The following is a 21,332-nucleotide window of genomic DNA, read 5'->3' on the forward strand; positions in this document are numbered from 1 at the left end:
GGCACCGGCCGTGCCCCCGCTTCGAGCAAAACAGCGTGAAGCCGACCGTATCGGCCCTACTGTGATTCTCCGTCTACCTTCGGTGACGATGATGCATGGGGTGAGGGCGCGTGTCGGGCGGTGGGGCAGGTCGGGAGGGGCAGGACTGGCGGTGGCGGCTCGCGGCGGCGGGTGACGCGTTCGCGATGCGTGTGCTGGCCGCCGCGCTGGCTGCGGATGGGCGTCACGACGAAGCAATCGCGTGGTGGCAGAAGTCGGCCGCGGCTGGAGACGAGACCGCGCTGCACGAGCTTTCGGACCATCTGGGCGCCGTCGAGCTCGAACGGCAGCTGCGGCAACTGGCCGAGAGCGGCGACGTGGTCGCCATGGGAAACCTGGCGAAGCGCCTGCAGATCGGCGGCTCCGGTAAGCGGCTCTCCGAAGCTATTGAATGGCTGTCCCGTGCGTCGAGCGCCGGTGCACCCCTGGGGTGGGAACTCGTCGCGGCCCTTGACCGCGCAGGACGCTCATCCGAAGCCGAGGAGCAACTTCGGCAGTTGGCAGACGGTGGTGACGTAAAGGCCATGCGGGGCCTGGCGGGGCGCCTGCAGGACGGTGGCGTGGGTGAGCGGCTCTCCGAAGCTATTGAATGGCTGTCCCGTGCCTCGAGCGCCGGTGCACCCCTGCGGTGGGAACTCGTCGCGGCCCTTGACCGCGCAGAACGCTCGGCCGAAGCCGAGGAGCAACTGCGGCAGTTGGCGGACAGCGGTGACGTCAAGGCGGTGGCGGAACTGGTGGGCCGCGCAGCGGCGGATACGCGCCAGGAGGTGTCCCGCAAGGAGCTGCTCCGTCTGGCACGCGAACGCGGGATGCGGCACGTCCGAAGGGTCGCGGAAGCACTCGCCCACCTCGGTCGCCGTGGCGAGGCCATCCAGTGGTGGGAGGGGGCTGACACCCTGGATGCCCGTGTCGCCTCCTCTCTGGCCGCGAGGCTGACCAAGCGACTGGGCCGAGCCGCCCATTGGGCTCGGGATGAGGGGGTGGAGTGGCAACTGCACGAGATGGCTGTCGCGGGTGACGTCGAGGCGATGCGTGTGCTGGCCGGCTACCTCGCGCGGACAGGAAGGCAGTCCGGTGCCGTCGAGTGGTGGACACGTGCCGGCGCTGCGGACGACGTTCTTGAGTGGGGCGAACGGGCGCATTACGCACTCGGCTCGAGGTCGGTGGCGAGTGCCGGCTGGGGCGACGCCGAGACGCTGAGCGTCACGGATGATGAAGATGAGGAAACAGCGCCGATCACTCCGGTGACCAGCCGATTCCTGGTGGCGCAGATGCCCTCTCACGCGGCGTTGTCCGGGCCGGTGAGTCTGATCGTACGGGTGCCGACCAGCGCTTCTTCCCTTGACAATGAGGTATCGGCCCCGCTGCGGGGGTTCGAACCGAGCGGCGAGGGCACGCTTTTGACCGTCATTGTTCAGGCGCCTGCCGGGCTGGACCCTCAAGGACCCTTGGAACAGACCATTATGGTGGCGCCGTCGGGTGACCCCGCCCCGGCGCGGTTCTCTTTTCTGGCTCGGGGAGAGGGCCTGCACCGCGTCCGGGTGACTGCCTGGGCGGGCGGGACCTTTCTCACGGAGATCGGCCTCGAGGTGTCGGTGGAGTCCGACGGCCCCTACGAGGTGGGTTCGCCAAGTGCCGCCGCGGTGGGGGAGATTCGCGCCAACCCCGGTGAAGTCACGCTGCTCGTCGACCGCGTGGGCGGCCAGTACACGTTCCGGCTTCTCTCGGACCGGTGCATCTACGGCGCCGTTCTCGCGCAGGCTCTCACGGCGAACCCGGAAGCGGCCACGGAGCGGGCGTTCGCGATGTTGCAGAGACTGGCAGCGGGCCGCGGCGACTACAGCGGCGGCCATGCCCGGCGCTGGATGAAGGAGACAGGCGTCGGTCTGTGGATCGAAATGGTTCCGGACCTGATCAAAGAGCAGTTCTGGCAGCTGCGGGATCACATCACGGCGTTCAGTATCGCGACCGAGCACGATGTCATCCCGTGGGAACTGCTCTACCCCGTCGCGCCGGGGCGCGACGAAGGGTTCATGGTCGAACAATTTCCGGTCCTGAGAAACAGCCTGGGTCGGCCACGCTCGCCTGCCCTGCCCATCGGTGAGCCGCACTACGTCGTCTCCTCACGGGTACCGGTCAATGGCTCGAACGAGATCGAGTCGATCAGCCGGATCCTCGGCAGCGGAAAGATCGTCAACACACTGGACGACATTCTCTCGGTGATCGATGCAGGCACGACGGGGCCACTGCACTTCACCTGCCACAACACCTTCGACACCGGCGGAGGGGGTTCATCGATCGCCCTGGAGGGAGGCCCCTTCGTCCCGGCCCTGCTGAACAGCGCGGTCGCACGCCGCGCCCTGGAAGGCAGCAGCCCGCTTGTCTTCATCAACGCATGCCGGGCTGCCGGAGTGGTCCCGCAGTACACCCAGATGCTCGGGTGGGCGCAGCAGTTCATGGGAGCCGGTGCCGGAGCCTTCGTGGGCACGCTGTGGGCGGTTCGCAGTGACAGCGCCCAGCGGTTCGCAGAAGCCTTCTACGCGTCGCTCTCCGCGGGCGAGCCGCTCGGTGTCGCGGTACACCAGGCGCGCTGTCACGCTGGACACGATGCCGCGGATCCCACCTGGCTGGCGTACACGGTCTATGGCAACCCCGCGGCGGTCGTGCCCACCTACATCTAAGGCGAGGAAGCATGAATGTGACCGACGACGGCGTTCCCGTGGAGGACCTGGTGGCCGCGGTCAAGAGTGCGGTGACGCAGTCGAACATCTCGGCCACCGACGCCGAGAGGGATCTGCGCATCACCTCGGTGCGACTCACCCTTCACGCCGTTGCCACCGCTACCGCGGGCAGCTCATGGAACTTTCGTCTGCCGTTCATCGGCATGAAACTCAAGGTCGGGCGCTCGGTGACGCAGCGGGACACCCACGTCATCGACATGACCCTGGTCCCCCCTGATCTGGCAGCGCAGCACGAGCTTCGTGACGGAACGGTGGACAGTGTGCTGGTCGATGCGATCACGATGATCCGCCGCGTGATGGCTTCGGCCCGTGCGGGCGAGGACCCATTCCACCTCAAGGACAGTACGGTCAGCCTCGAGTTCGCGATCACTGAGGACGGGTCCGTCTCTCTCGGCTTGGACGGCATGCTGCACGAGGAAGTGACGCACACGCTGGTCATTACGATTGCCCCGCCGGCGGTGGTGCTCCAGCCGGACGCCTGAAGCGTGTCGCACCATTGCACGCACGATCTTGTTCTCGTCAGTGCCCGGCGCCATCCAGGCCGCAGACGGCGCGTGGTGTGCGCGACTGCCACGCCAATCGGTGGCCGCGCTCATGCACATGGCGTTGTCCGGCCCTGAGCCGCCGGACACCCCCTGGATAGGGTGGCCGCGACAGCACATCGTGAACGGGAACAAGGAGCAGACGTGAGCGAGCCGGCGTCCATCGCCCTGCAGCAGGAGATCGCCCGGGACCTCCAGGTCGATGAGACCTTCGAGGCCGAGCGGGAGATCGAACGCCGGGTGGCCTTCCTCGCCGAGCGGCTGACCTCCACCGGTCTGCGCTCCCTCGTGCTCGGCATCAGCGGCGGTGTCGACTCCACCACCACCGGCCGACTGTGCCAGCTCGCCGTCGAGCGGGCCCGGGCCGCCGGGCACGAGGCGCGGTTCTACGCGATGCGGCTGCCCTATGGGATCCAGGCCGACGAGCACGACGCCCAGCTCGCGCTCTCCTTCATCCGGGCCGACCACGTGCTGACCGTGGACATCAAGCCCGCGAGCGACGCCGCGCTCGAGGCCTCGCTGGCCGTCGGCATGAGCTTCCGCGACGCGCACCACCAGGACTTCGTGCACGGCAACATCAAGGCCCGGCAGCGCATGATCGCCCAGTACGCGGTGGCCGGCGCGCACGACGGCCTGGTCGTCGGCACCGACCACGCCGCCGAGGCGGTCTCCGGCTTCTTCACCAAGTTCGGCGACGGCGCCGCCGACCTGGTCCCGCTGACCGGCCTGACCAAGCGCCGGGTGCGCGCCGTCGGGGACGCGTTGGGCGCGCCCGCCGAGCTGGTGTGGAAGACCCCGACGGCCGACCTGGAGACCCTCGACCCGGGCAAGGCCGACGAGGATGCGCTCGGGGTCACCTACGACGACATCGACGACTTCCTGGAGGGCAAGCCGGTGGACGAGCGGGCCTTCGAAACGATCGTCAGCCGCTACCGCCTCACCGACCACAAGCGCCGGCTGCCCGTCGCTCCCTAGATATGACAGGTCCAGAGGGGCCGGAAGCAGGAGGACGATGCTCGCGGCGGGGGTCAGGAACTCATTGTGCGGCCCACCCTGCCGTCCGCGGCCTTTCCCGGATGTTTCGCAAGGGGCCCTGTGCAGGAGTTCCGGCGCACCTGGCCGGATTGGCAGGGGCACCGACTATTGGTCTGTACCTTCCCCTTGACAGCGTGAGAGGTCCAGTCCACTTTCCTTGAGCGAGCCAGTAGCAAGCGCCGCCGTACGTCGTGCACCCAAGCCGCCGTTCAAGGAGTCGAACATGCACTGGACCAGGGCAATCACTGCCTCCCTTGCGATAGTCGCCGTACTCGGGCCGCCATCACCCGCACTGGGCGTCACACCCGCCTTACCCGACCGGGGCCCCGCCCCGGATCCCAGGACGTCCGCCTTCACACACTCCGCGCTCATGCCCACCACGGCGAGCCAGTCCGCGACCCTCATCACCGGAGACCGGGTCGTCGTCCGTGAACTCGCCCAGGGGAAGCAGTCGCTCACGGTCTTTCCCGGACCCGGCCGTCAGGACGTGGGATTCATCAAGCAGGGCCACACGGACAAGAACGGCCTGCGTCACCTCGTCCTCCTGCCCAACGACGCCGCGCCGCTGGTGTCGTCGGGCGTGCTCGACAGCCGTCTGTTCGACATCCCGGAGCTGATACGCCAGCACCGGGACGACGCCTCCCGTGCGACCCTCCCGCTCATCGTCACCTCCCGCGACTCCCGTTCCGGTGCCGCCCCGGACGCCGTGCGCCGCCTTGCCCGGGCGACCCGTGCCCTGCCCGGCGTGGGCGGTTCGTCGGTCGTGACCGACAAGAAGCAGCTCGGCAGGCTCTGGACTTCGATCGTCGGCCCGCCCTCCGCGGCGCGGTCTCCGACGACCAGAGCAACACCCAGATCGGTGCGCCCGCCGCCTGGGAGGCCGGATACACCGGCAAGGGGGTCAAGGTCGCCGTTCTCGACGGCGGTTACGACGCCACCCACCCCGATCTCGCCTCCGCCGTCACCGAGGCGAAGGACTTCACGGCAAGCTCCGTGGGCGTCAAGGACACCTTCGGGCACGGCACCCATGTTGCCTCGACGATCGCCGGCTCGGGCGCGGCGTCGAGCGGCACGTACAAGGGCGCCGCCCCCGACGCCCAGTTGCTCGTGGGCAAGGTGTGCTCCGGGGAGACCTGCGACTACTCGGCCATCCTTGCCGGGATGGAGTGGGCCGCGCAGCGCGCGAAGATCGTCAATATGAGCCTCGGCGGCAGCGCAACCGATGGGACCGACCCGCTGTCCGCCGCGGTCAACCGGCTCTCCGCGCAGTACGGCACGCTGTTCGTCGTCGCCGCGGGCAACGCGGGCAGCCCGCTGACCGTCGGCACGCCCGCGGCCGCGGACGCGGCCCTCGCGGTCGGCAGCGTCTCCAAGACCGACCGTGTGAGTTCCTTCTCCTCCCGCGGGCCGCGGCTGCGCGACTACGCGGTGAAGCCGGAGATCGTCGCGCCAGGTCAGTCGATCGTCGCGGCACGCGCCGCCGGCACGTCGATGGGCTCACCGCTCGACGCCAACTACACCAGCGCCAATGGCACGTCGATGGCCACCCCGCACGTGGCCGCGAGCGCCGCGATCCTCGCGCAGCAGCACCCCGACTGGAGCGCCGGCCGGCTCAAGGCCGCGCTGTCCAGCACCGCCACGACGCTGGACCGTGCGGGCGTGTACGACCAGGGCAACGGCCGCCTCGACATCGCCCGCGCCGTACGGCAGTCCGTCACGGCCGCTTCGTCCACGGTGAACTTCGGGCTGCTGACGTACCCGCAGGCGGATCTGCCGCCCGTCACCAGGGCCGTGACATACGCGAACGGCGGCAACGCCCCGGTCACCCTCACCCTCCAGGTCGCCGGCTCCGGACCGGGTGGATCGGCGCTCCCCGAAGGCGCGTTCGCGCTCGATGGCAACGATGTCACCGTGCCTGCGCACGGCACGGCCGAGGTCGGCCTCACCGTGAACCCCAAGGCGCTGAGCGCCGATATCGGCTCCTACGGCGGCCGGGTCACCGCGACCGCGCCGGCCGGCATCACCGTCACCACCGCGTTCGGCGCCACCACCGAGCCGGAGTCCAAAGAACTCACGATCCGGGCGGTCGACCGGGCGGGCAACCCGGCGAGTTCCGCTCTGACGCACTTCTTCCACCTTCTCGGCCTCGACACCGGCGTCACCCCCAAGCTGCCTCCGCTCACCGGCGGCTCGCTGACCGTGCGTGTCCCCACAGGCACGTACGCCCTCAATGCCTTCGTGGACACCCCGATGCCCGGCCGGCCGGCACAGCGGGCGAGCAGGACCTGGACGGCAGTGCCGAGCATCGTCGTCGACAAGGACATGACCGTCACGCTGGACGCCCGCGCCGGCAAGCAGATCCGGGTACGGACCGACCAGCGGGCCGCCGTCCGTGATGTCGCGGACATCGACCAGACCCAGTCGTCGGCGAACGTCTCCCTGCTGATCGGCTATCGGACCTACGACAGCGCCGAGGAGCTGTACGCCGTACCCGTGAAGGCCGATCCCGCCTCGTTCGCCTTCGGCGTCTACCAGACCCTGGTGAACCCGCAGGACAGCAGAGAGAAGTACGCGTACTTCTTCGCCAGGCCCGACAAGGGCCGGATCCCGGATTCGCTCGACTACCGGGTCAGGGACAACGAACTCGCCCTGGAGCGCGCCCTGATCCGGGCACAGGGCATCGCCGCGCACGGCACCCGCTCCTCCACGCCGTTCTACCTGCCCGGCCAGAGCGTGGTCGTGGCCGCCTTCAACGAGGTCACGCTCCCGGTGCGGCGCAACGAGTTCTATTCGGTGGGCGAGGACATCTCCTTCAGCCACTACCTGTGGCAGCGCGGTATCGACGAGCCCACGCAGTACAACTTCGACGGCGAGATCGAGGGCGGCTACTACGGCTACCAGCCGGGGGAGCGGCGCACGCAGACCTGGAACTCGGCCGTCCACGGCTCCGACATCTCCATGCACCCGTGGAACCGGGTGCTCAGGTACGGCGACACCCTCCTCGCCCAGACATGGCCCTACGCACCCAGCGAGCCCGGGCAATCCGCCGCCTCCGCCTTCAACGCGCAGTACGCCACCTCCACGACCACCCTGTCCGCGGCGGACGGCACGGTGATCGGGAGCAGTTCCCAGCCGTGGGGTTTCTGGCGCACACCGCCCGACAAGGGCCGCTACACCCTGGAGGTGAAGTCTTCCCGCACGCCGACCTGGTCGGCGCTGGCGCCGCAGGTGAGCACCCGCTGGTCGTTCGAGACTGCGACCACGGCCGAGAGCACGTATCTGCCCTTGCTCACGCTCCACGTGCGGGGCCCGTTCGACGAGTACAACCGGGCTCCGGACCTTCCTCTGTTCCCGCTGGAGATCAGCGTCGGAGCGCAGAAGGAGTCCTCGGGAGCCGGTGAGGTGGACAAGGTCACGGTGCATCAGTCCGCCGACGACGGCACGACATGGAAGCCGGCCCGCGTGTACTGGGCCAACAGCAAGTGGTACGCGCTGCTCACTCATCCGCAGGGGGACACGAAGTTTGTCTCGGTACGGGTCAGGGCCGAGGCGTCGAACGGTGACGCGGTCGAGCAGACCACGATCCGGGCGTACGGACTGGAGTAGGGCAACTCCCGCGCGGCCGGTGACAACTCGCCCGTCTCCGGCCGCGCTCACCACATTGATCATTGGCGCCGTAGCGTGATGACCACTACGTTCGTGTCACCGAAGATTGTGGACTGAGGAACGCAGGGGGTGAGGGGGCGGTGAAGGAGCTCGCAGAAACGCGCGCGGTGGCAGGCTTCGTCTTCGTCACGGATGAATCTCCTGTCTATCTGAAGGCGGCGGTGGGGGAGCGGGTGACGCTGCCGCTGTTCAAGCCGCCGTGGATCGTGGTCGGTCACACGCCGGAGCGAGTGCTGGTAGCCCGATGGCCAGGGCGGCTGTTCCGCGCGCACGTGGTCTCTCCGACAACGGATGAGGAGCGTGCCGCCATGGCACGAGCCGCCGATAACCTGCGGTCTGACGCCGGTTACACCCGCGCCATCGCTGTCGATCTGCTGGAGGAGATATCCCCGTCGGTTCTCTTCGGCCCGCAGGGTGACGCAGTGATCCGCGTCATCGAGGCCGCGATCGCCCTGGACGAGGAAGGCGCGCGGACACTCGCTGCCGCACGTCATCCCGCAGCCGATCGGGAGTACAGCAAGGCATGGGACCGGTGGCTCGCCGAGCAGCCGAATGCCGCGCACAACCGGCATCAGGATCACGCGTCGACCCTGTTGATCCCCGGGGCCGGGACCTCGGGATCACCAATCGGAGACGGGTTCGCCGTGGTCTGGCACATGCTCAGGAAGAGCGCTCAACTCCGCGGTCGCGCGGAGTCGTTCGCCGTCGACGAGGACGGCGACGAGGTGGTGTTGGATCCATGGCAGACGGCCGGTGGTGCCCTACTCGATGCAGCGATGGCGTTTGGCGCGCCGCACCTGGTGGACCGTCACGCCCTCGCGGTGCTGACCAGGGCCTGGAACGTGGTGTTTCCGAGCCTGGATGAATCGTCTTGACCCCCGAAAGGCACAGCGGGAAGCACTGGTTGACATTGCGCGCAGCACCTCGCTCCGTACGGTCCGCTCCGGACCCCAACTCGCAGTGCCTCGGCCCGGCCATCAGCTCCAGCAGGCTGATGCCCTGCTCTCCACTTCACGGGCCGACTGCGGCCGGGGTGCGGCTCACTCGGTACCGGCGGGCCGGCGGGTGCTGTCGTCCGGGAAGAGAGTCGCTGCCGCGTGGCGGGTGTCGGCGTATTCGATGACGGAGGTGATCTTGCCGTCGCGGACGGTGTAGATGCCGATGCAGCGGTTGTCGTAGGTGCTGCCGTGGACGGTCTTGGCCCTGGAGGTCCATTCGGCGACCACGCGGTCGCCTTCGGCGATCGTGCTGACCAGTTCGATCTTCATGGTGCCGGGGACAAGGATCGGTCCCATGCTGCCGAGGAAGTCGTTGATGATCGCGTCGCGGCCGTGCCACACCTTGGAGATGGGCAGGTCGCCAGGGTAGTGCCAGGTCGCGTCCGCGGCGAAGCTGTCGTGGATGACGTCGGCGTCGCCGTCGCGGACGGCCTCGACGTAGCGGATGACGACGGCCCTGGGGTCGGTGGTGGTCATGGTCGTGCTCCTTCGGTTGTTTTCCGGTCGTTCGGATGTGGTTCAGGAGAGGGTGAAGACGGCGTTGCCCTGGATGAAGCGGTCGCGCAGGTCGGTGAGAGTGGTCACGGTGTCGGCCCAGTCCCCGAGGCGGCCGATCTCGGGGTGCAGGCGGCCTTCACCAGCGCCTCGTTGGGGCGCGGTGTCGGCTCGGGGACGTCGGCGAGCACGACGGGCTCGGCGGGATCTCCGGTCGGTATGAGGGCCTTCATCGTTGTCATCCTCCGTGGTGGCCTCCGGGGTCGTCCTTTGGTGGGCGCCTGGGGCCATCTGAGAGGGTGGGGTGGTGGCTCGGCCAACAACAAAGCCGCCGGGGCGACAAGGCAGGGTTGTCGCATAGGGTCAGCGGAATGGATCTCGACCTCGCCCTGGTCCGCGCGTTCGCCGCGACCGCCGGGACACTGCACTTCGGTCGGGCCGCCGAAGAGCTGAACATCAGCCAGCAAGCGCTGTCCAGGCGCATCGCACGGCTGGAGGAGTTGCTGGCCGTCCGGCTGTTCGAACGCGAGGGCGGCACGCGACTGACCGAGGCGGGGGAGCGGTTTCTGGAGGCTGCGCGTCAGGCGCTTGCGGCGGGCGAGCGCGCGATCGCGGCGGTGACGGGCGCCGTGCCAGCCGTACGCATCGACACCTGGGGCCATCTCTACGCGCCGATGCGCACCGTCGCCCAAGCGGTGCAGGCGCTCGGCCCGGTGCGGTTGGAGCCGGGGCCGGGGCGTGACTGGCCGTCAGTCGCGCAAGCGTTGCTGCGCGGCAACACCGACCTGGGCTTCGGCCGGGTGCACCCGCTGCCCGGCGGCCGCGACGCGGGACTCACCCAGCGGCTGGTGCGGCTGGAACCCGTCGACGCGGTGGTCAGTCCGTCCCACCCGCTGGCCGACGCCGACGCATTGCGTCCGGCAGACCTGCGCGACAGCACCCTGTGGTGCCCGGCCGAACTGACCCGCCTGGACTTCCTACGCCGCTTCGCCGACGAATTCGAGATCACGCGGCGGGAAGACGGCCCCAATCTGGGCCTGGACCACCTCGTTCAACATATCCGCACCGACACCGCGTGCTTCACCCTGCTCCCCGCCGACGCGCCGCTGCCCGGCCACGCGGGTCTGCGCTCCATCCCACTCGTCGAGCCGACCCCTCTGTACGCGTGGTCGCTGGCCTGGCGCGCGTCCAACCGCCACCCGCTGCTCGACACCCTGCTGCGCGGCTTCACCGAAACTGGCCGCACCCGGCGGTGGCTGGACTACACACCACAGCAAGACTGGCTCCCTGACGCTGACCACGCGAAACTCGCCGGTCGCTAGGGGTGCGGCCGCTTGCTCGTGGCGTTCCCGGCAACCCTTCGTCCGGTCAATTCGATGCCGGTGGTCACCGTTTCAGGTGAACGAGTCAGTCGTCAGGCACTGCGAACAAGTATGACCGGCATGCTGTTCGTTCCAGATGCGCGCCGGTCTTCAGAGCCCGGTGAGCCGGTGAGGGGACTGAGTTGCTGGGTCGGGACAGTCTTGCTCAGGAATGTCCAGCGTGGAGGAGCCACGGTTGGCCCCTGTACGCAGCGGGTGCTGTTTCGGTGGCGCTTACGGCGTGTGCTCTCGGCGGGCTGGTGGCGGGGCCGGGCGATCTGCCGCTCACGGCGCCCGTGAGCACACCCGCCGCCCAGGGAGTGGTGGCCTTCTCACTGTTCACGCGCGCGTATCTGACCTCGGGACGGGTGCGGCTTCGCCTGACACTGCTGGGCACCTCGGCGGTCGGCGGTGCTGTGTACGAGGTGTCCAGAGGCCTGTCCGGGGTATCGGCGGGATTGGCGGGCAGCAACCCGCCTACGCCGGCCCCGCTGTTCGTCATGGCATCGCTGGCGATCGCGGCGGGCATGGCCGTGGCCGGTCTGGTGCTCGCGGCCGACGGCGGAGGGCTGCTGCGGCGGCTGCTTGACGGGTGGATGACCGCTGGATCCCTGTTCACCGTGGGCTGGACGGTCGTATTGCGGCGGACCGAAGCGGGCGACAGCCTCTCGGCAGGCGTCTCGGTGGCCGGCCGCACGGTCGTGCAGATCCTGGTGCTGGGTCTCCTCGCGGGTCTGTGGTTCGCCGTGCGCCGTGAGGAGCGAGCCACCGTGACAGTCGCCGCCGCCGGACTCTCGATCATGCTGGCCGGTGACATGCTGTTCCTGCGGTGTGCCGGGTCGGCTGCCTGGTGGACATGTTCCGGGGCTCTGGAATGCCGCGTCGCCGGTCTGCTCATCGTCGCAGCGTCGCCCTGGATGCGCGGGGGCGGCACCCTTCTGCGTGGCGGTCCTAGCGAACCGACGGCGCGAGAGACAGTCGCGGCGCTCATCCCGCTCATCGTGTGCATGGTCAGCATGACCCTTCAGGCACTGGCACTGCGACGCCTGGATGTCACGACAGTGGCGGTCAGCAGCTTCGTGGTCGTCGGACTGGGCGTGCGGCAGGCCGCCGTGCAGGCGGACAACCAGCGGCTGAACAGGCAAATCGCCGCCCGTGAACGTTACTTCCGGCTACTGGTGCAGGAATCGAGCGACGTCATCATGATCGCCGGTCCCGACGGCATCCTGCGCTACCTCAGTCCAGCCGTATACCCGGTCCTGGGACACCGGCCCGAGGATCTTCTCGGCACCTCTCTCACGCTTCTCGTCCACCCCGATGACCGGATCAAGTTGATGAGCATCATTGGGAGACCGCAGGTCCCTGGCATGTCCGCGGAAGGGGCTGCGGACCACGTGTCATACCGTCTGCTGGCGGCGGACGGGCGGTGGCGCCACATCGAGTCCGCGATCAGCAGCCATTGCGAGGGAGCCCTGCTCAGTAGCCGGGATGTGAGCTCGCGGGCCGCGCTGCACGCCCGGCTGGAACATCTTGCCTTCCACGATGCCCTGACCGGGCTGCCCAACCGTGCTCTGTTCCACGACCGGGTCCGCCACGCGCTGACAATGCGGTCAGCTGCCACCGAACCGCCGACGGTGCTCTTCGTGGACCTGGACGGCTTCAAGGGGGTCAACGACTCGGCAGGACACGCAGCAGGCGATGAACTGCTGGTCCAGACAGCGCGTCGGCTGCGAAGCACGGTACGGGCCGAAGACACCGTGGCCCGGCTGGGCGGAGACGAGTTCGCCGCGCTGCTCACGGGAGGAGCCGGAAGCGAGGGACACGCACGGGAGGTGGCGGAACGGCTCCTCCACACGCTGTCCCAGCCCTACGAGATAGCCGGAATCAAGGTCGCGCTCGCCGCCTCGATCGGCATGGCCGTCGCAGATTCCCACACCGAAGCGGAAGAATTGATACGTAACGCCGACCTCGCAATGTACAGCGCCAAGGCAGCCGGAAAGGGCTGCATCAGAGCCTCCGAAAATCCTCGGCAGAGCCCCTCAAGCCGTCCGGCCGGTGACGGCAACTGACCTGGCGCATCGCTGGGGCAACTCCGAGTCGTCCACGGCCGCGGCGACCAGCTCCGCCAGGTCCGGCGTCCCTGACGATCGAGTGCAGGCCCTGCGCGATCCCGCCGCCGACGACGCGACGAGAGGAGGGTGTTCAGGAAGTCCCACCCACGTGACGGCTCTGCGACGTTGTCGGGGACTTCTCCGACTTTTGCTGAGAAGGCACGGTCGCTCGGCTTCACACGCCGATCTCTCCATCGATCCGCTCGCGGAGCAGGTCGGCATGGCTGTTGTGGCGGGCCTACTCCTCGATCATGTGGATGAGCACCCAGCGCCGCGACACCCTTCCGCGCCACGAGTCGTCGCCTGCGATGTCGAGGTCGGGTGCACTGGCGACGAACTGCTCGGGCGAACGTGACCTCGGCCCGCCAAGCCTCCCACGACGCCGCGATGACCCGGGATGGGAGGTGCCGCCGTCGAAGACAGAGTCGTGGCCGTGGCCCTTCCCAGCGGCCGGTTTCCGGGAGTCCGGGCGTCTCCCTACGCTATGAAGAGATCAGCCCAGTGGGTGATCCCGCCGGTGTGGACGTGTATGCCGCAGCGGGCCGACAGGGCGGTGACGATGGCGATTCCCCGGCCGTGCTCCTCCGGGCAAGCCGGCTGCCTGACTGGGAGGGCGCGTCCCGCGTCGGTGACTTCGACGCGCAAGGCCCGGCGTCCATCGACGTGGACCCGCGACAACCGGAGCGTCGCCGGTGGCAGGGCATGGACGAGCGCATTGGTCAGCAGCTCAGAGACCACCAGGAGCGCATCCATGGTGACGTCCCCGGAAAGGCCCCACTCGGCGAGCACCGCGCGGACACGTCTGCGCACGACCGCGACCGCCCCCGGGGAATGCGGCACGGGAGAGACATGATCGACTGCCAAGTGGGCCACTGTATTGAGCTGAGCCGTCATCTGCCCTCCTCGGCCGGGTGCTGCCGGCGGGACGCCGACTCAACGCACGCTAAAGAGTGATTTGAGGCGGGTCAATGAACAGGGGTCGGCATTATCGAACGGGAGAGTCAAAATTCGGACAAATAGTTGTATTGTGTGGCACCGAGATCGGCAGGGACGGACCTAGAATCGCCTTATGGCCGGCCCAGTCCAGTCCATCGAACGGGCGGCGGCAATCCTGCGCCTGCTCGCCGGCGGCCCTCGTCGGCTCGGACTGGGCGAGGTGGCCGCGTCGCTCGGGCTCGCGAAGGGCACTGCCCACGGCATTCTGCGCACCCTGCAGCACGTGGATTTCGTGGAGCAGGACGCGGCGACGGGCAAGTACCAGCTCGGGGCGGCGCTGCTCCACCTCGGCACCAGTTACCTCGACGTCAACGAGCTGCGGTCGCGTTCCATCAACTGGGCCGACGCTCTGGCCGCCCGCAGCGGGGAGGCAGTGCGCCTGGGCACCCCCCTGGAGGGCAGGGTGCTCATCGTCCACCACGTTTTCCGGCCGGACGACACGCTCCAGACCCTGGACGTGGGCGCGCTGCTGCCGCTGCACGCCTCCTCGCTCGGCAAGGTTCTGCTGGCCTTCGGCACCGCGACCGTGGAGTCGGCGCTGGACGCCGGGCTGGATGCGTACACCCGCCACACCCTGGTCGACCCCGAGGAGCTCACCCGAGCACTCGCCGACATCCGGGAGAACGGATGGGCAGCCGAGGTCCAGGAGATGAGCATGGGTGAGGCAGGCGTCGCCGCGCCCATCCGGGGGCACGGCGGCCTCGTGGTGGGAGCCATGGGCGTATCCGGCCCGGTCGAGCGGATCTGTGATGCCAAGGGCGGGCCTCAGCCGACCCTGATCACCCTGCTCCGTGAGGCCGCACGGGCGATCTCCAGAGACCTGGGGGCGGCCCGCTGGTAAGTCCCACCACCGCATCGTGGACGCATCGGAAGGCGGTCCGGATCATGGTTGAACGGTATGTGATGTCCATAGACCAGGGCACCACCTCCACCCGTTGCATCCTTTTCGACCACCGTGGGCGATTGGTGTCGGTGGCCCAGCGCGAGCACCAGCAGTATTTCCCGATGCCCGGCTGGGTCGAGCACGACGCCCTCGAGATCTGGCGCAATCTGCGGCGCGTCGTGCCCGAGGCCCTGTCCGGCGTCGGCGTCTCCGCCAAAGATGTCTCTGCCCTGGGCATCACGAACCAGCGCGAGACGACGGTGCTCTGGGACCGGCGGACAGGCACTCCGCTGGGGAGAGCGATCGTTTGGCAGGACACCCGCACCGCTCCGCTCGTCGAGGACCTGAGAAACAACCCCGGCGACGAGTTCTTCCAGGAACGCTGCTGCCTGCCGCCCTCGACCTACTTTTCCGCGCCACGGATCCGCTGGCTGTTCGACCACGTCGCAGGGCTGGAGCAGCGAGCCCAGGACGGCGAGGTGCTGTTCGGCACGATGGAATCCTGGCTGATCTGGAACCTCACAGGCGGGCCTGCCGACGGTAAGCACATCACTGATGTCACCAACGCCAGTCGCACGATGCTCATGAACATGCGCACGCTCACCTGGGACGAGGAACTGCTGGGGTTCTTCGGGGTCCCCCGCGCCATGCTGCCCGAGATCCGGTCCTCGGCGGAAAGCTACGGTGAGGACCGCTCGGTCCTCCCGGGCATGCCCATCACGGCCGCGCTCGGCGATCAGCAGGCCGCACTGTTCGGTCAGACCTGCTTCTCCCCGGGCGAAGCGAAGTGCACCTACGGGACCGGCAGCTTCCTGCTGCTCAACACCGGCACCGACGTCGTACGGTCCCGGAACGGGCTTCTCACCACCGTTGCGTACAAGATCGCCGATCAGCCCGCGGTCTACGCGCTGGAAGGCCCGATCGCCGTCACGGGCTCGCTGGTCCAGTGGTTCCGTGACCGTCTGGGACTGATCAGCAGCGCGCCGGAGATCGAGACCCTCGCGCGCACGGTCGAGGACAACGGAGGCTGCTACATCGTCCCGGCGTTCTCCGGTCTCTTCGCGCCCCACTGGCGCAGCGACGCACGCGGCGTCATCGTCGGCCTCACCTCGTACATCACCAAGGGGCACCTGGCCCGAGCAGTGCTGGAAGCCACCGGCTGGCAGACGCGTGAGGTCGTCGACGCCATGAACGCGGACTCCTCGCTGACCCTGAATGAGCTCAAGGTCGACGGCGGTATGACATCGGACAACCTGCTCATGCAGATCCTGGCCGACGTCCTCGACGTGCCCGTGGTGCGGCCCATGGTCGCCGAGACCGTCTCGCTGGGCGCCGCCTACGCCGCCGGGCTGGCCGTCGGCTACTGGTCGGACCTGGAAGTCTTGCGCCGCAACTGGCACCGGGCGGCGCAATGGCTGCCCGACATGGACTCCGCACGGCGCGAATCCGAATACGACAACTGGCAGCGGGCCGTCGAGCGATCGTTGGGGTGGATCAAACCATCGAAGCGCCCTTGATGGGTAAGCCATTACGCATTGTGTCCGAGGGTCGCCCGTGCGGCGACCCCGCTCCGATGGCTCGCGCGGAGCACTGCAGGTGCAGGTGGGGGACCGGCTGTTGCTGGTCGCGGCCCCGGGGGCTGTGTGGTTCGGGGGTACTGCGCGGAGTGGAGAGTTGGCCGGCTCCACCTGGCCGTGTCGTCGGTGCGGCGCTCGGACTCGCGGCGGAGCCGCCCAAGTTGCCGTCATACCGGACGTAACGGATAGCTACCACGAGGTAGCACCTTGTTGAACTCCATTTGTTCCCGTGACGCGCTTGAAGCCTCCCCTCGGACCGAGGATGATCGGGCACTCCAGCGCCTGATGGACATGGCTGATCCCTGGCATCACCAAGGCCACGGTTCCGCGTCCGGCCCGGCCGATCGAAATCCGATGGGTCCTCAGAGCCGGTGTGCCTGTCCCGCCCCCTCCGGGCCTGCCGTACTCCCCCTTCATGAGGACCTGATGACACAACACATACCGGAGGCGGTGTTCTGGTGCCTCGCCGCGGTCACGCTCGCCGGACTGTTGCTGCTGGTACGCCAGCACCGGATCACCGCCACCCTGCGCCGTCGACTGACGGGCCTCGAGGCCGGCCTGTTCGCCCGTGAGGAGGAGGCCCGGCACCTCGCCGAGGTTCGGCTCCCTGCTCTGGTCGAGGCATCACGCGGTACCGCACCCGTGCCCGGACCGCTCGACGCGGATCTCGCAGGAACACCGTACGGAAAGAGCCTGCAGACGATCGTCGAGCAGTTCACCGGGGCCGCCGAGGCCGCGCAGTCCCGGGCGGACAGGTCGGCGAAGGCAACGCTGAAGGCGGCGATGCGCGCTCTGCAAGCCCTGGCCAACGAGCAGCAGCTGTCGATCTCGGACATGCAGGACCGGCACGACGACCCGGATGTGCTCCAGAACCTCCTGGAGATCGACCACGCCAACTCGCAGTTCGGCCGGAGGGCACAGGCCATCTCTGTGCTCTGCGGCTCATGGCCCGGACGGCAGCGGGCCGCGTCACCGCTGCTCGACGTCGTACGCGGTGCGACGTCGAGGATCCGGGACTACCGACGCGTCAAGTTGCATTCCCAGGTCGACATGGACGTGGTGAGCCGAGCCGTCGAGCCGGTCGTCCTCGCGGTTGCCGAGCTGCTGGACAACGCGGCGCGGCACTCCCGGCCAAACACCACTGTCGAAGTCGGCATCCGGCCCGCCCACAACGGCGTCAGCATCGTCGTCGACGACGCAGGCGTTGGAATGGAGGCGCGCGAAACCGAGGAAGCCGCGCGGCGCCTGTCCGGCCGGGAGGACATCGACATCAACCGGCTCGGCGACTCGCCGCAGTTCGGCTTCGCCGTCATCGGCGTACTCGCCGCCCGGTACGGATTCAGCGTCTCCGTCGATTCGCAGTCCCCGTACGGCGGCGTGCGGGCCGTCCTCTTTCTCCCCAACGCGCTCCTCAACCGGGTGCGTTTCAGGGGCCCGCAGATCCCCCTGCAGGAGCCCCAGACGCCGCCCGCCGCCGAGTCGGCCTCCGCCGGTGCACCCGAGGCCGAAGCTGTCGGGGGCGCGGCAGCGCAAGCGGTTTCCGCCGAGACACATGGCCACTCCCAACCCCCCGCCGAATCCTCCCCCTTGCCCGAAGTGGAGGCAGCACCATCGTCCACCGAGGGAGGCCTGCCCAAGCGGCGGCGACGCACGCCGCAGCACACGGCGGCCGCCGAGCCAACGGCCCCGGCGCTCTCCGATCCCGCGCTCGTCCGCCCCGCCGCCGAGTCCGCCTCCCGCATGAGCGCGTTCGCCCGCGGCACCCGCTCCGGCCGCGACACCTCCCCCGACAGCGAAGGGAACTCTCAGGAATGACCGGCCATATGACCAACGAACTCGGATGGATGCTCGACGAGGGCCTGAAGGTCCCGGAAGCCCGCCACGCGATCCTGCTCTCCGCGGACGGCATGCTCCGCGCCCACTCCCAGGGCATCGAGCGCGACGAGGCCGAACGGCAGGCAGCGGCGTTGTCCGGACTGCAGTCGATCAGCCGTAGTACCGCCGAGTTCTGCGGAAAGGAGACCTCGCCGTGGCAGCAGACGCTGGTCGAGTTCGTCGACGGGTACGTCTTCCTGGTGGCCGCCGGCGCGGGAGCCTATCTTGCGGTCTCGGCCGGCCAGGACGTCGACATGGAAGCCGTCACCTACAGCATGCACAAGCTGGTCGACCGGCTGGGCAAGGAGCTGACCAGTCCGCCGCGGCGGAACTCCGTATCCCGTGGGTCAGACGACTCCGGTACGGCATGACCCCGCCACGCTCCCGGCGTGACAGAGGACTCGTACGGCCGTACGTCGTCACGGACGGCCGTGCCCATCCGACGCGCAACACACTGGACCTGGTGACGCTGGTGACGGCTGTGAACAACCGTCCCGTGAACGGACTGAGTCCCGAGAAGCGGCGCGTCACGGAACTGTGCCGGGGAGGAGCGCTGTCGGTCGCCGAAGTGGCCGGACACCTCTCTCTCGCGATGAGCGTCACCAAGGTTCTGCTCAGTGACCTCATCGACAGCGGCCATATCACCGTCCGGCCTCCCGTCCCCAAGGCACAACTGCCCGACGCCCAACTCCTGCAGGAGGTTCTGGATGGGCTCCGCTCCCGTTTCTGACCCGGTCTACGTCGCGGACACGGTCACGACTGCGGTCAAGATTCTCGTCGTCGGCCACTTCGCCGTCGGCAAGACCACGTTCGTCGGCACCCTCTCCGAGATCCGGCCGCTGCGCACCGAAGAAACGATGACGCAAGCCGGTGAACTGGTCGACGACCTTGCGGGGATCCCCGACAAGACCACGACGACCGTGGCCATGGACTTCGGCCGCCTCACGCTCAGTGAGTCCCTGGTGCTGTACCTCTTCGGTGCCCCCGGCCAGAAGCGCTTCACTCAGTTGTGGAAGGACATGCTTGTCGGAACGCTCGGCGCACTGGTGCTGACGGACACCCGAAGGCTCGACCAGTCCTTCGACATCATGGGTCTGCTGGAAGAGCACGGCATGCCGTACGCGGTCGCCGTCAACCAGTTCGACGGCGCGCCGGTCTTCCCCGAGGCGGAGATCCGCGAGGCCCTCGACCTGCTCCCGGAAACCCCCTTGGTCACCTGCGACGCACGGGAAGCCACGTCTTCCGCCAAAGCGCTGATCTCCCTCATCGAGTACCTCCAGACCCGCACCCCTCAGGAGCAAGGATGACGACACCCCGGCCCACGCGCGACGCGGTACCTCCTCCCGGCTGCCCCGCGCATGCCGGGCCGCGTACGGCCGAGCGGCTGTACGGCCCGGGGTTCGCCGCCGACCCCATGGCCTCGTACACCCGGCTGCGCGCCCACGGTTCCGTTGCGCCCGTGGAGATATCACCCGGTGTACGCGCCTGGCTGGTCACCGGCTACGAGACCGCTCTGGAGGTGCTGCGCAGTCCGGAGCGCTTCTCCAAGGACCCACGCCGATGGGAGGCTCTCGCCGACGGGACGGTACCGGCGGACAGCCCGGTCGTGCCGATGATGATGTACCGGCCGAACGCCCTGTGGGCCGACGGGGAGGAGCACAGTCGGCTGCGCGGGGCCATCACCAACAGCCTCGGGCGCCTCGACCCCAACGCGCTCAGGGGCTACGTCGAGCAGAGCGCCGACTCCCTCATCGACCGGATCGGGCCCAGGGGGCGCGCGGATCTGCTCAACGAGTACGGTGCGGTCCTGCCACTGCTGGTCTTCAACCAGCTCTTCGGCTGCCCGCCCGACACCGGGGACAAACTGATGGAGGGCATGTCCGGGATCTTCGACGCCAACGCCGACTCCGAGAAGGCGAACGCGTTGCTGACCGAAGGGGTCGCCGAACTGGTCGCGCTGAAGCGCAGACACCCGGGTCCGGACGTGACGTCGTGGCTGATGGCCCATCCCACGCAGCTCACCGACGAGGAGATGATGCATCAGCTGGTGCTCCTGATGGGCGCCGGCACCGAGCCCCAGCAGAACCTGATCTGCAATGGGCTGCGGCTGTTGCTGTCCGACGACCGGTTTGCCGGTGATCTCGCGGGCGGCAGCATGCCCGTCGAGGACGCCATCGACGAGGTGCTGTGGACGGACCCGCCGTTGGCGAACTACGCCATCCACTATCCACTCGTCGACCTGGAGCTCGACGGAACCCTGGTGCGCGAGGGCGAGCCCATTCTGATCAGCCTGGCAGCCGCGAACACCGACCCCGGCCTCGCCGGCGACCGCCGGACCGGCAACCGCGCGCACCTTGCATGGAGCGCGGGCCCGCACACCTGTCCGGCGAAATCCTCTGCCCGGTTGATCGCCGAGGTCGCCTTGGAGAAGCTCCTCGACCGGCTCCCCGACATGGAACTGGCAGCCCCTGTCGAGGAGTTGGAGTGGCGGCAGGGACCCTTCCACCGCGCTCTGACCGCCCTGCCCGTCCGCTTCACGCCGATCATCCCCGCCGATGGGCCTTCGGGAAGCAGCGAAGGAAACACGAACCCGGGCCTGTCGTTGTCGATCCCTCCGGCGCCGATATCCCCGGCGAGGGAACCAGGATCCGCGAACGTGGTCCGGCGTCGCTGGTGGAGCTCTTTGGCAACGTGGTGGCATGGGTGATGACCCACCTCGCCCGGGTGCGCGAACAGGTGATGGCCGGCGCCGGGTGGTGGCGAACAAGGCGGACGGTCAGCAGTGCGCATCAGACGCCCAGGCGGGGGCACTGCGGCATCGTCCAGGTGCTGCGCAAAGGAGTTGCCGGGGGGCGTGAAGTACTCCCTCAGGTCGCAGGCTGCTCCGCGGTGACGGGCCGGCGCCGACTGGGGGACTGGACCGAGGCGGGCGTCTCGCTGTCGGGCCGCTGACAGAGTTTCGGGGTGCCGCAGGTGGCACCGGCGGCACCCCGAGAGGTGAGGAGCGTTGCTG

17 protein-coding genes and 1 pseudogene are annotated in these 21,332 nt (G+C 68.6%); 14 read left to right on the forward strand and 4 right to left on the reverse strand.

Annotation, left to right across the window (positions count from 1 at the left end; translation table 11 throughout):
• Positions 1-110: 110 nt before the first annotated feature.
• The 5 genes from ACQEVG_RS17205 (at position 111) to ACQEVG_RS17225 (ending at position 8,898) form a co-directional block, all read left to right on the forward strand.
• Entirely contained in the window at positions 111-2,720 is a 2,610-nt protein-coding gene (locus ACQEVG_RS17205) for a CHAT domain-containing protein (protein WP_432984014.1), read from the forward strand.
• 11 nt (positions 2,721-2,731) lie between these two features.
• Positions 2,732-3,262: a trypco2 family protein gene (locus tag ACQEVG_RS17210; protein WP_432984017.1), complete on the forward strand. Its 531-nt coding sequence runs from the start codon at positions 2,732-2,734 to the stop codon at positions 3,260-3,262.
• Positions 3,263-3,466: 204 nt separating this feature from the next.
• The gene (gene nadE / locus ACQEVG_RS17215) at positions 3,467-4,297 is read left to right on the forward strand and encodes an ammonia-dependent NAD(+) synthetase (protein WP_432984020.1); all 831 of its coding nucleotides are present in this window, start codon (positions 3,467-3,469) and stop codon (positions 4,295-4,297) included.
• A 915-nt stretch (positions 4,298-5,212) separates the two neighbouring features.
• On the forward strand, positions 5,213-7,963 hold the full coding sequence (locus ACQEVG_RS17220; protein ID WP_432985419.1) for a S8 family serine peptidase: 2,751 nt from the start codon (positions 5,213-5,215) through the stop codon (positions 7,961-7,963).
• Between the two features lie 140 nt (positions 7,964-8,103).
• Entirely contained in the window at positions 8,104-8,898 is a 795-nt protein-coding gene (locus ACQEVG_RS17225) for a hypothetical protein (protein WP_432984023.1), read from the forward strand.
• 165 nt (positions 8,899-9,063) lie between these two features.
• Here the strand turns inward: ACQEVG_RS17225 and ACQEVG_RS17230 are convergent, their stop codons facing one another.
• Both ACQEVG_RS17230 and ACQEVG_RS17235 read right to left on the reverse strand, forming a co-directional pair.
• A complete protein-coding gene (locus ACQEVG_RS17230) occupies positions 9,064-9,498 on the reverse strand; it encodes a nuclear transport factor 2 family protein (RefSeq protein WP_432984025.1) in 435 nt (144 codons plus the stop codon).
• A 104-nt stretch (positions 9,499-9,602) separates the two neighbouring features.
• Positions 9,603-9,749, reverse strand: coding sequence for a hypothetical protein (locus tag ACQEVG_RS17235; RefSeq protein WP_432984027.1), 147 nt, complete (start codon positions 9,747-9,749; stop codon positions 9,603-9,605).
• 138 nt (positions 9,750-9,887) lie between these two features.
• Here ACQEVG_RS17235 and ACQEVG_RS17240 point away from each other — a divergent pair, with 138 nt between their 5' ends.
• Entirely contained in the window at positions 9,888-10,838 is a 951-nt protein-coding gene (locus tag ACQEVG_RS17240) for a LysR family transcriptional regulator (RefSeq protein WP_432984030.1), read from the forward strand.
• A 266-nt stretch (positions 10,839-11,104) separates the two neighbouring features.
• A complete protein-coding gene (locus ACQEVG_RS17245; RefSeq protein WP_432984033.1) occupies positions 11,105-12,946 on the forward strand; it encodes a diguanylate cyclase domain-containing protein in 1,842 nt (613 codons plus the stop codon).
• A 217-nt stretch (positions 12,947-13,163) separates the two neighbouring features.
• Here the strand turns inward: ACQEVG_RS17245 and ACQEVG_RS17250 are convergent.
• Together ACQEVG_RS17250 and ACQEVG_RS17255 are read right to left on the reverse strand one after the other, a co-directional pair.
• Positions 13,164-13,380: pseudogene (locus ACQEVG_RS17250) on the reverse strand (DUF664 domain-containing protein); the annotation flags it as partial.
• Positions 13,381-13,465: 85 nt separating this feature from the next.
• Positions 13,466-13,882 carry an ATP-binding protein gene (locus ACQEVG_RS17255; protein ID WP_432984036.1) on the reverse strand — a complete coding sequence of 139 codons (417 nt, stop codon included), beginning with the start codon at positions 13,880-13,882 and terminating at the stop codon, positions 13,466-13,468.
• A gap of 175 nt (positions 13,883-14,057) precedes the next feature.
• On the opposite strand from ACQEVG_RS17255, the gene ACQEVG_RS17260 reads away from it, so the two are divergent.
• The 7 genes from ACQEVG_RS17260 (at position 14,058) to ACQEVG_RS17290 (ending at position 21,026) form a co-directional block, all read left to right on the forward strand.
• Positions 14,058-14,825 (forward strand): IclR family transcriptional regulator, encoded by a 768-nt coding sequence (locus ACQEVG_RS17260; RefSeq protein ID WP_432984039.1) that lies wholly within the window; start codon positions 14,058-14,060, stop codon positions 14,823-14,825.
• A 44-nt stretch (positions 14,826-14,869) separates the two neighbouring features.
• Positions 14,870-16,384: a glycerol kinase GlpK gene (gene glpK / locus ACQEVG_RS17265; protein ID WP_432984043.1), complete on the forward strand. Its 1,515-nt coding sequence runs from the start codon at positions 14,870-14,872 to the stop codon at positions 16,382-16,384.
• Between the two features lie 486 nt (positions 16,385-16,870).
• Complete coding sequence (locus ACQEVG_RS17270) at positions 16,871-18,259, forward strand: ATP-binding protein (protein ID WP_432984046.1); 1,389 nt, start codon at positions 16,871-16,873, stop codon at positions 18,257-18,259.
• On the forward strand, positions 18,256-18,690 hold the full coding sequence (locus tag ACQEVG_RS17275; protein WP_432984049.1) for a roadblock/LC7 domain-containing protein: 435 nt from the start codon (positions 18,256-18,258) through the stop codon (positions 18,688-18,690). The genes ACQEVG_RS17270 and ACQEVG_RS17275 overlap by 4 nt, the downstream gene beginning before the upstream one ends.
• On the forward strand, positions 18,687-19,049 hold the full coding sequence (locus ACQEVG_RS17280) for a DUF742 domain-containing protein (protein ID WP_432984052.1): 363 nt from the start codon (positions 18,687-18,689) through the stop codon (positions 19,047-19,049). Before ACQEVG_RS17275 ends, ACQEVG_RS17280 begins: the two co-directional genes overlap by 4 nt.
• The gene (locus tag ACQEVG_RS17285; RefSeq protein ID WP_432984055.1) at positions 19,027-19,626 is read left to right on the forward strand and encodes a GTP-binding protein; all 600 of its coding nucleotides are present in this window, start codon (positions 19,027-19,029) and stop codon (positions 19,624-19,626) included. Before ACQEVG_RS17280 ends, ACQEVG_RS17285 begins: the two co-directional genes overlap by 23 nt.
• Positions 19,623-21,026, forward strand: coding sequence for a cytochrome P450 (locus tag ACQEVG_RS17290; RefSeq protein WP_432984058.1), 1,404 nt, complete (start codon positions 19,623-19,625; stop codon positions 21,024-21,026). Before ACQEVG_RS17285 ends, ACQEVG_RS17290 begins: the two co-directional genes overlap by 4 nt.
• Positions 21,027-21,332 lie beyond the last annotated feature (306 nt).

Source organism: Streptomyces sp. CA-135486, assembly GCF_050936555.1.
Classification (GTDB): domain Bacteria; phylum Actinomycetota; class Actinomycetes; order Streptomycetales; family Streptomycetaceae; genus Streptomyces.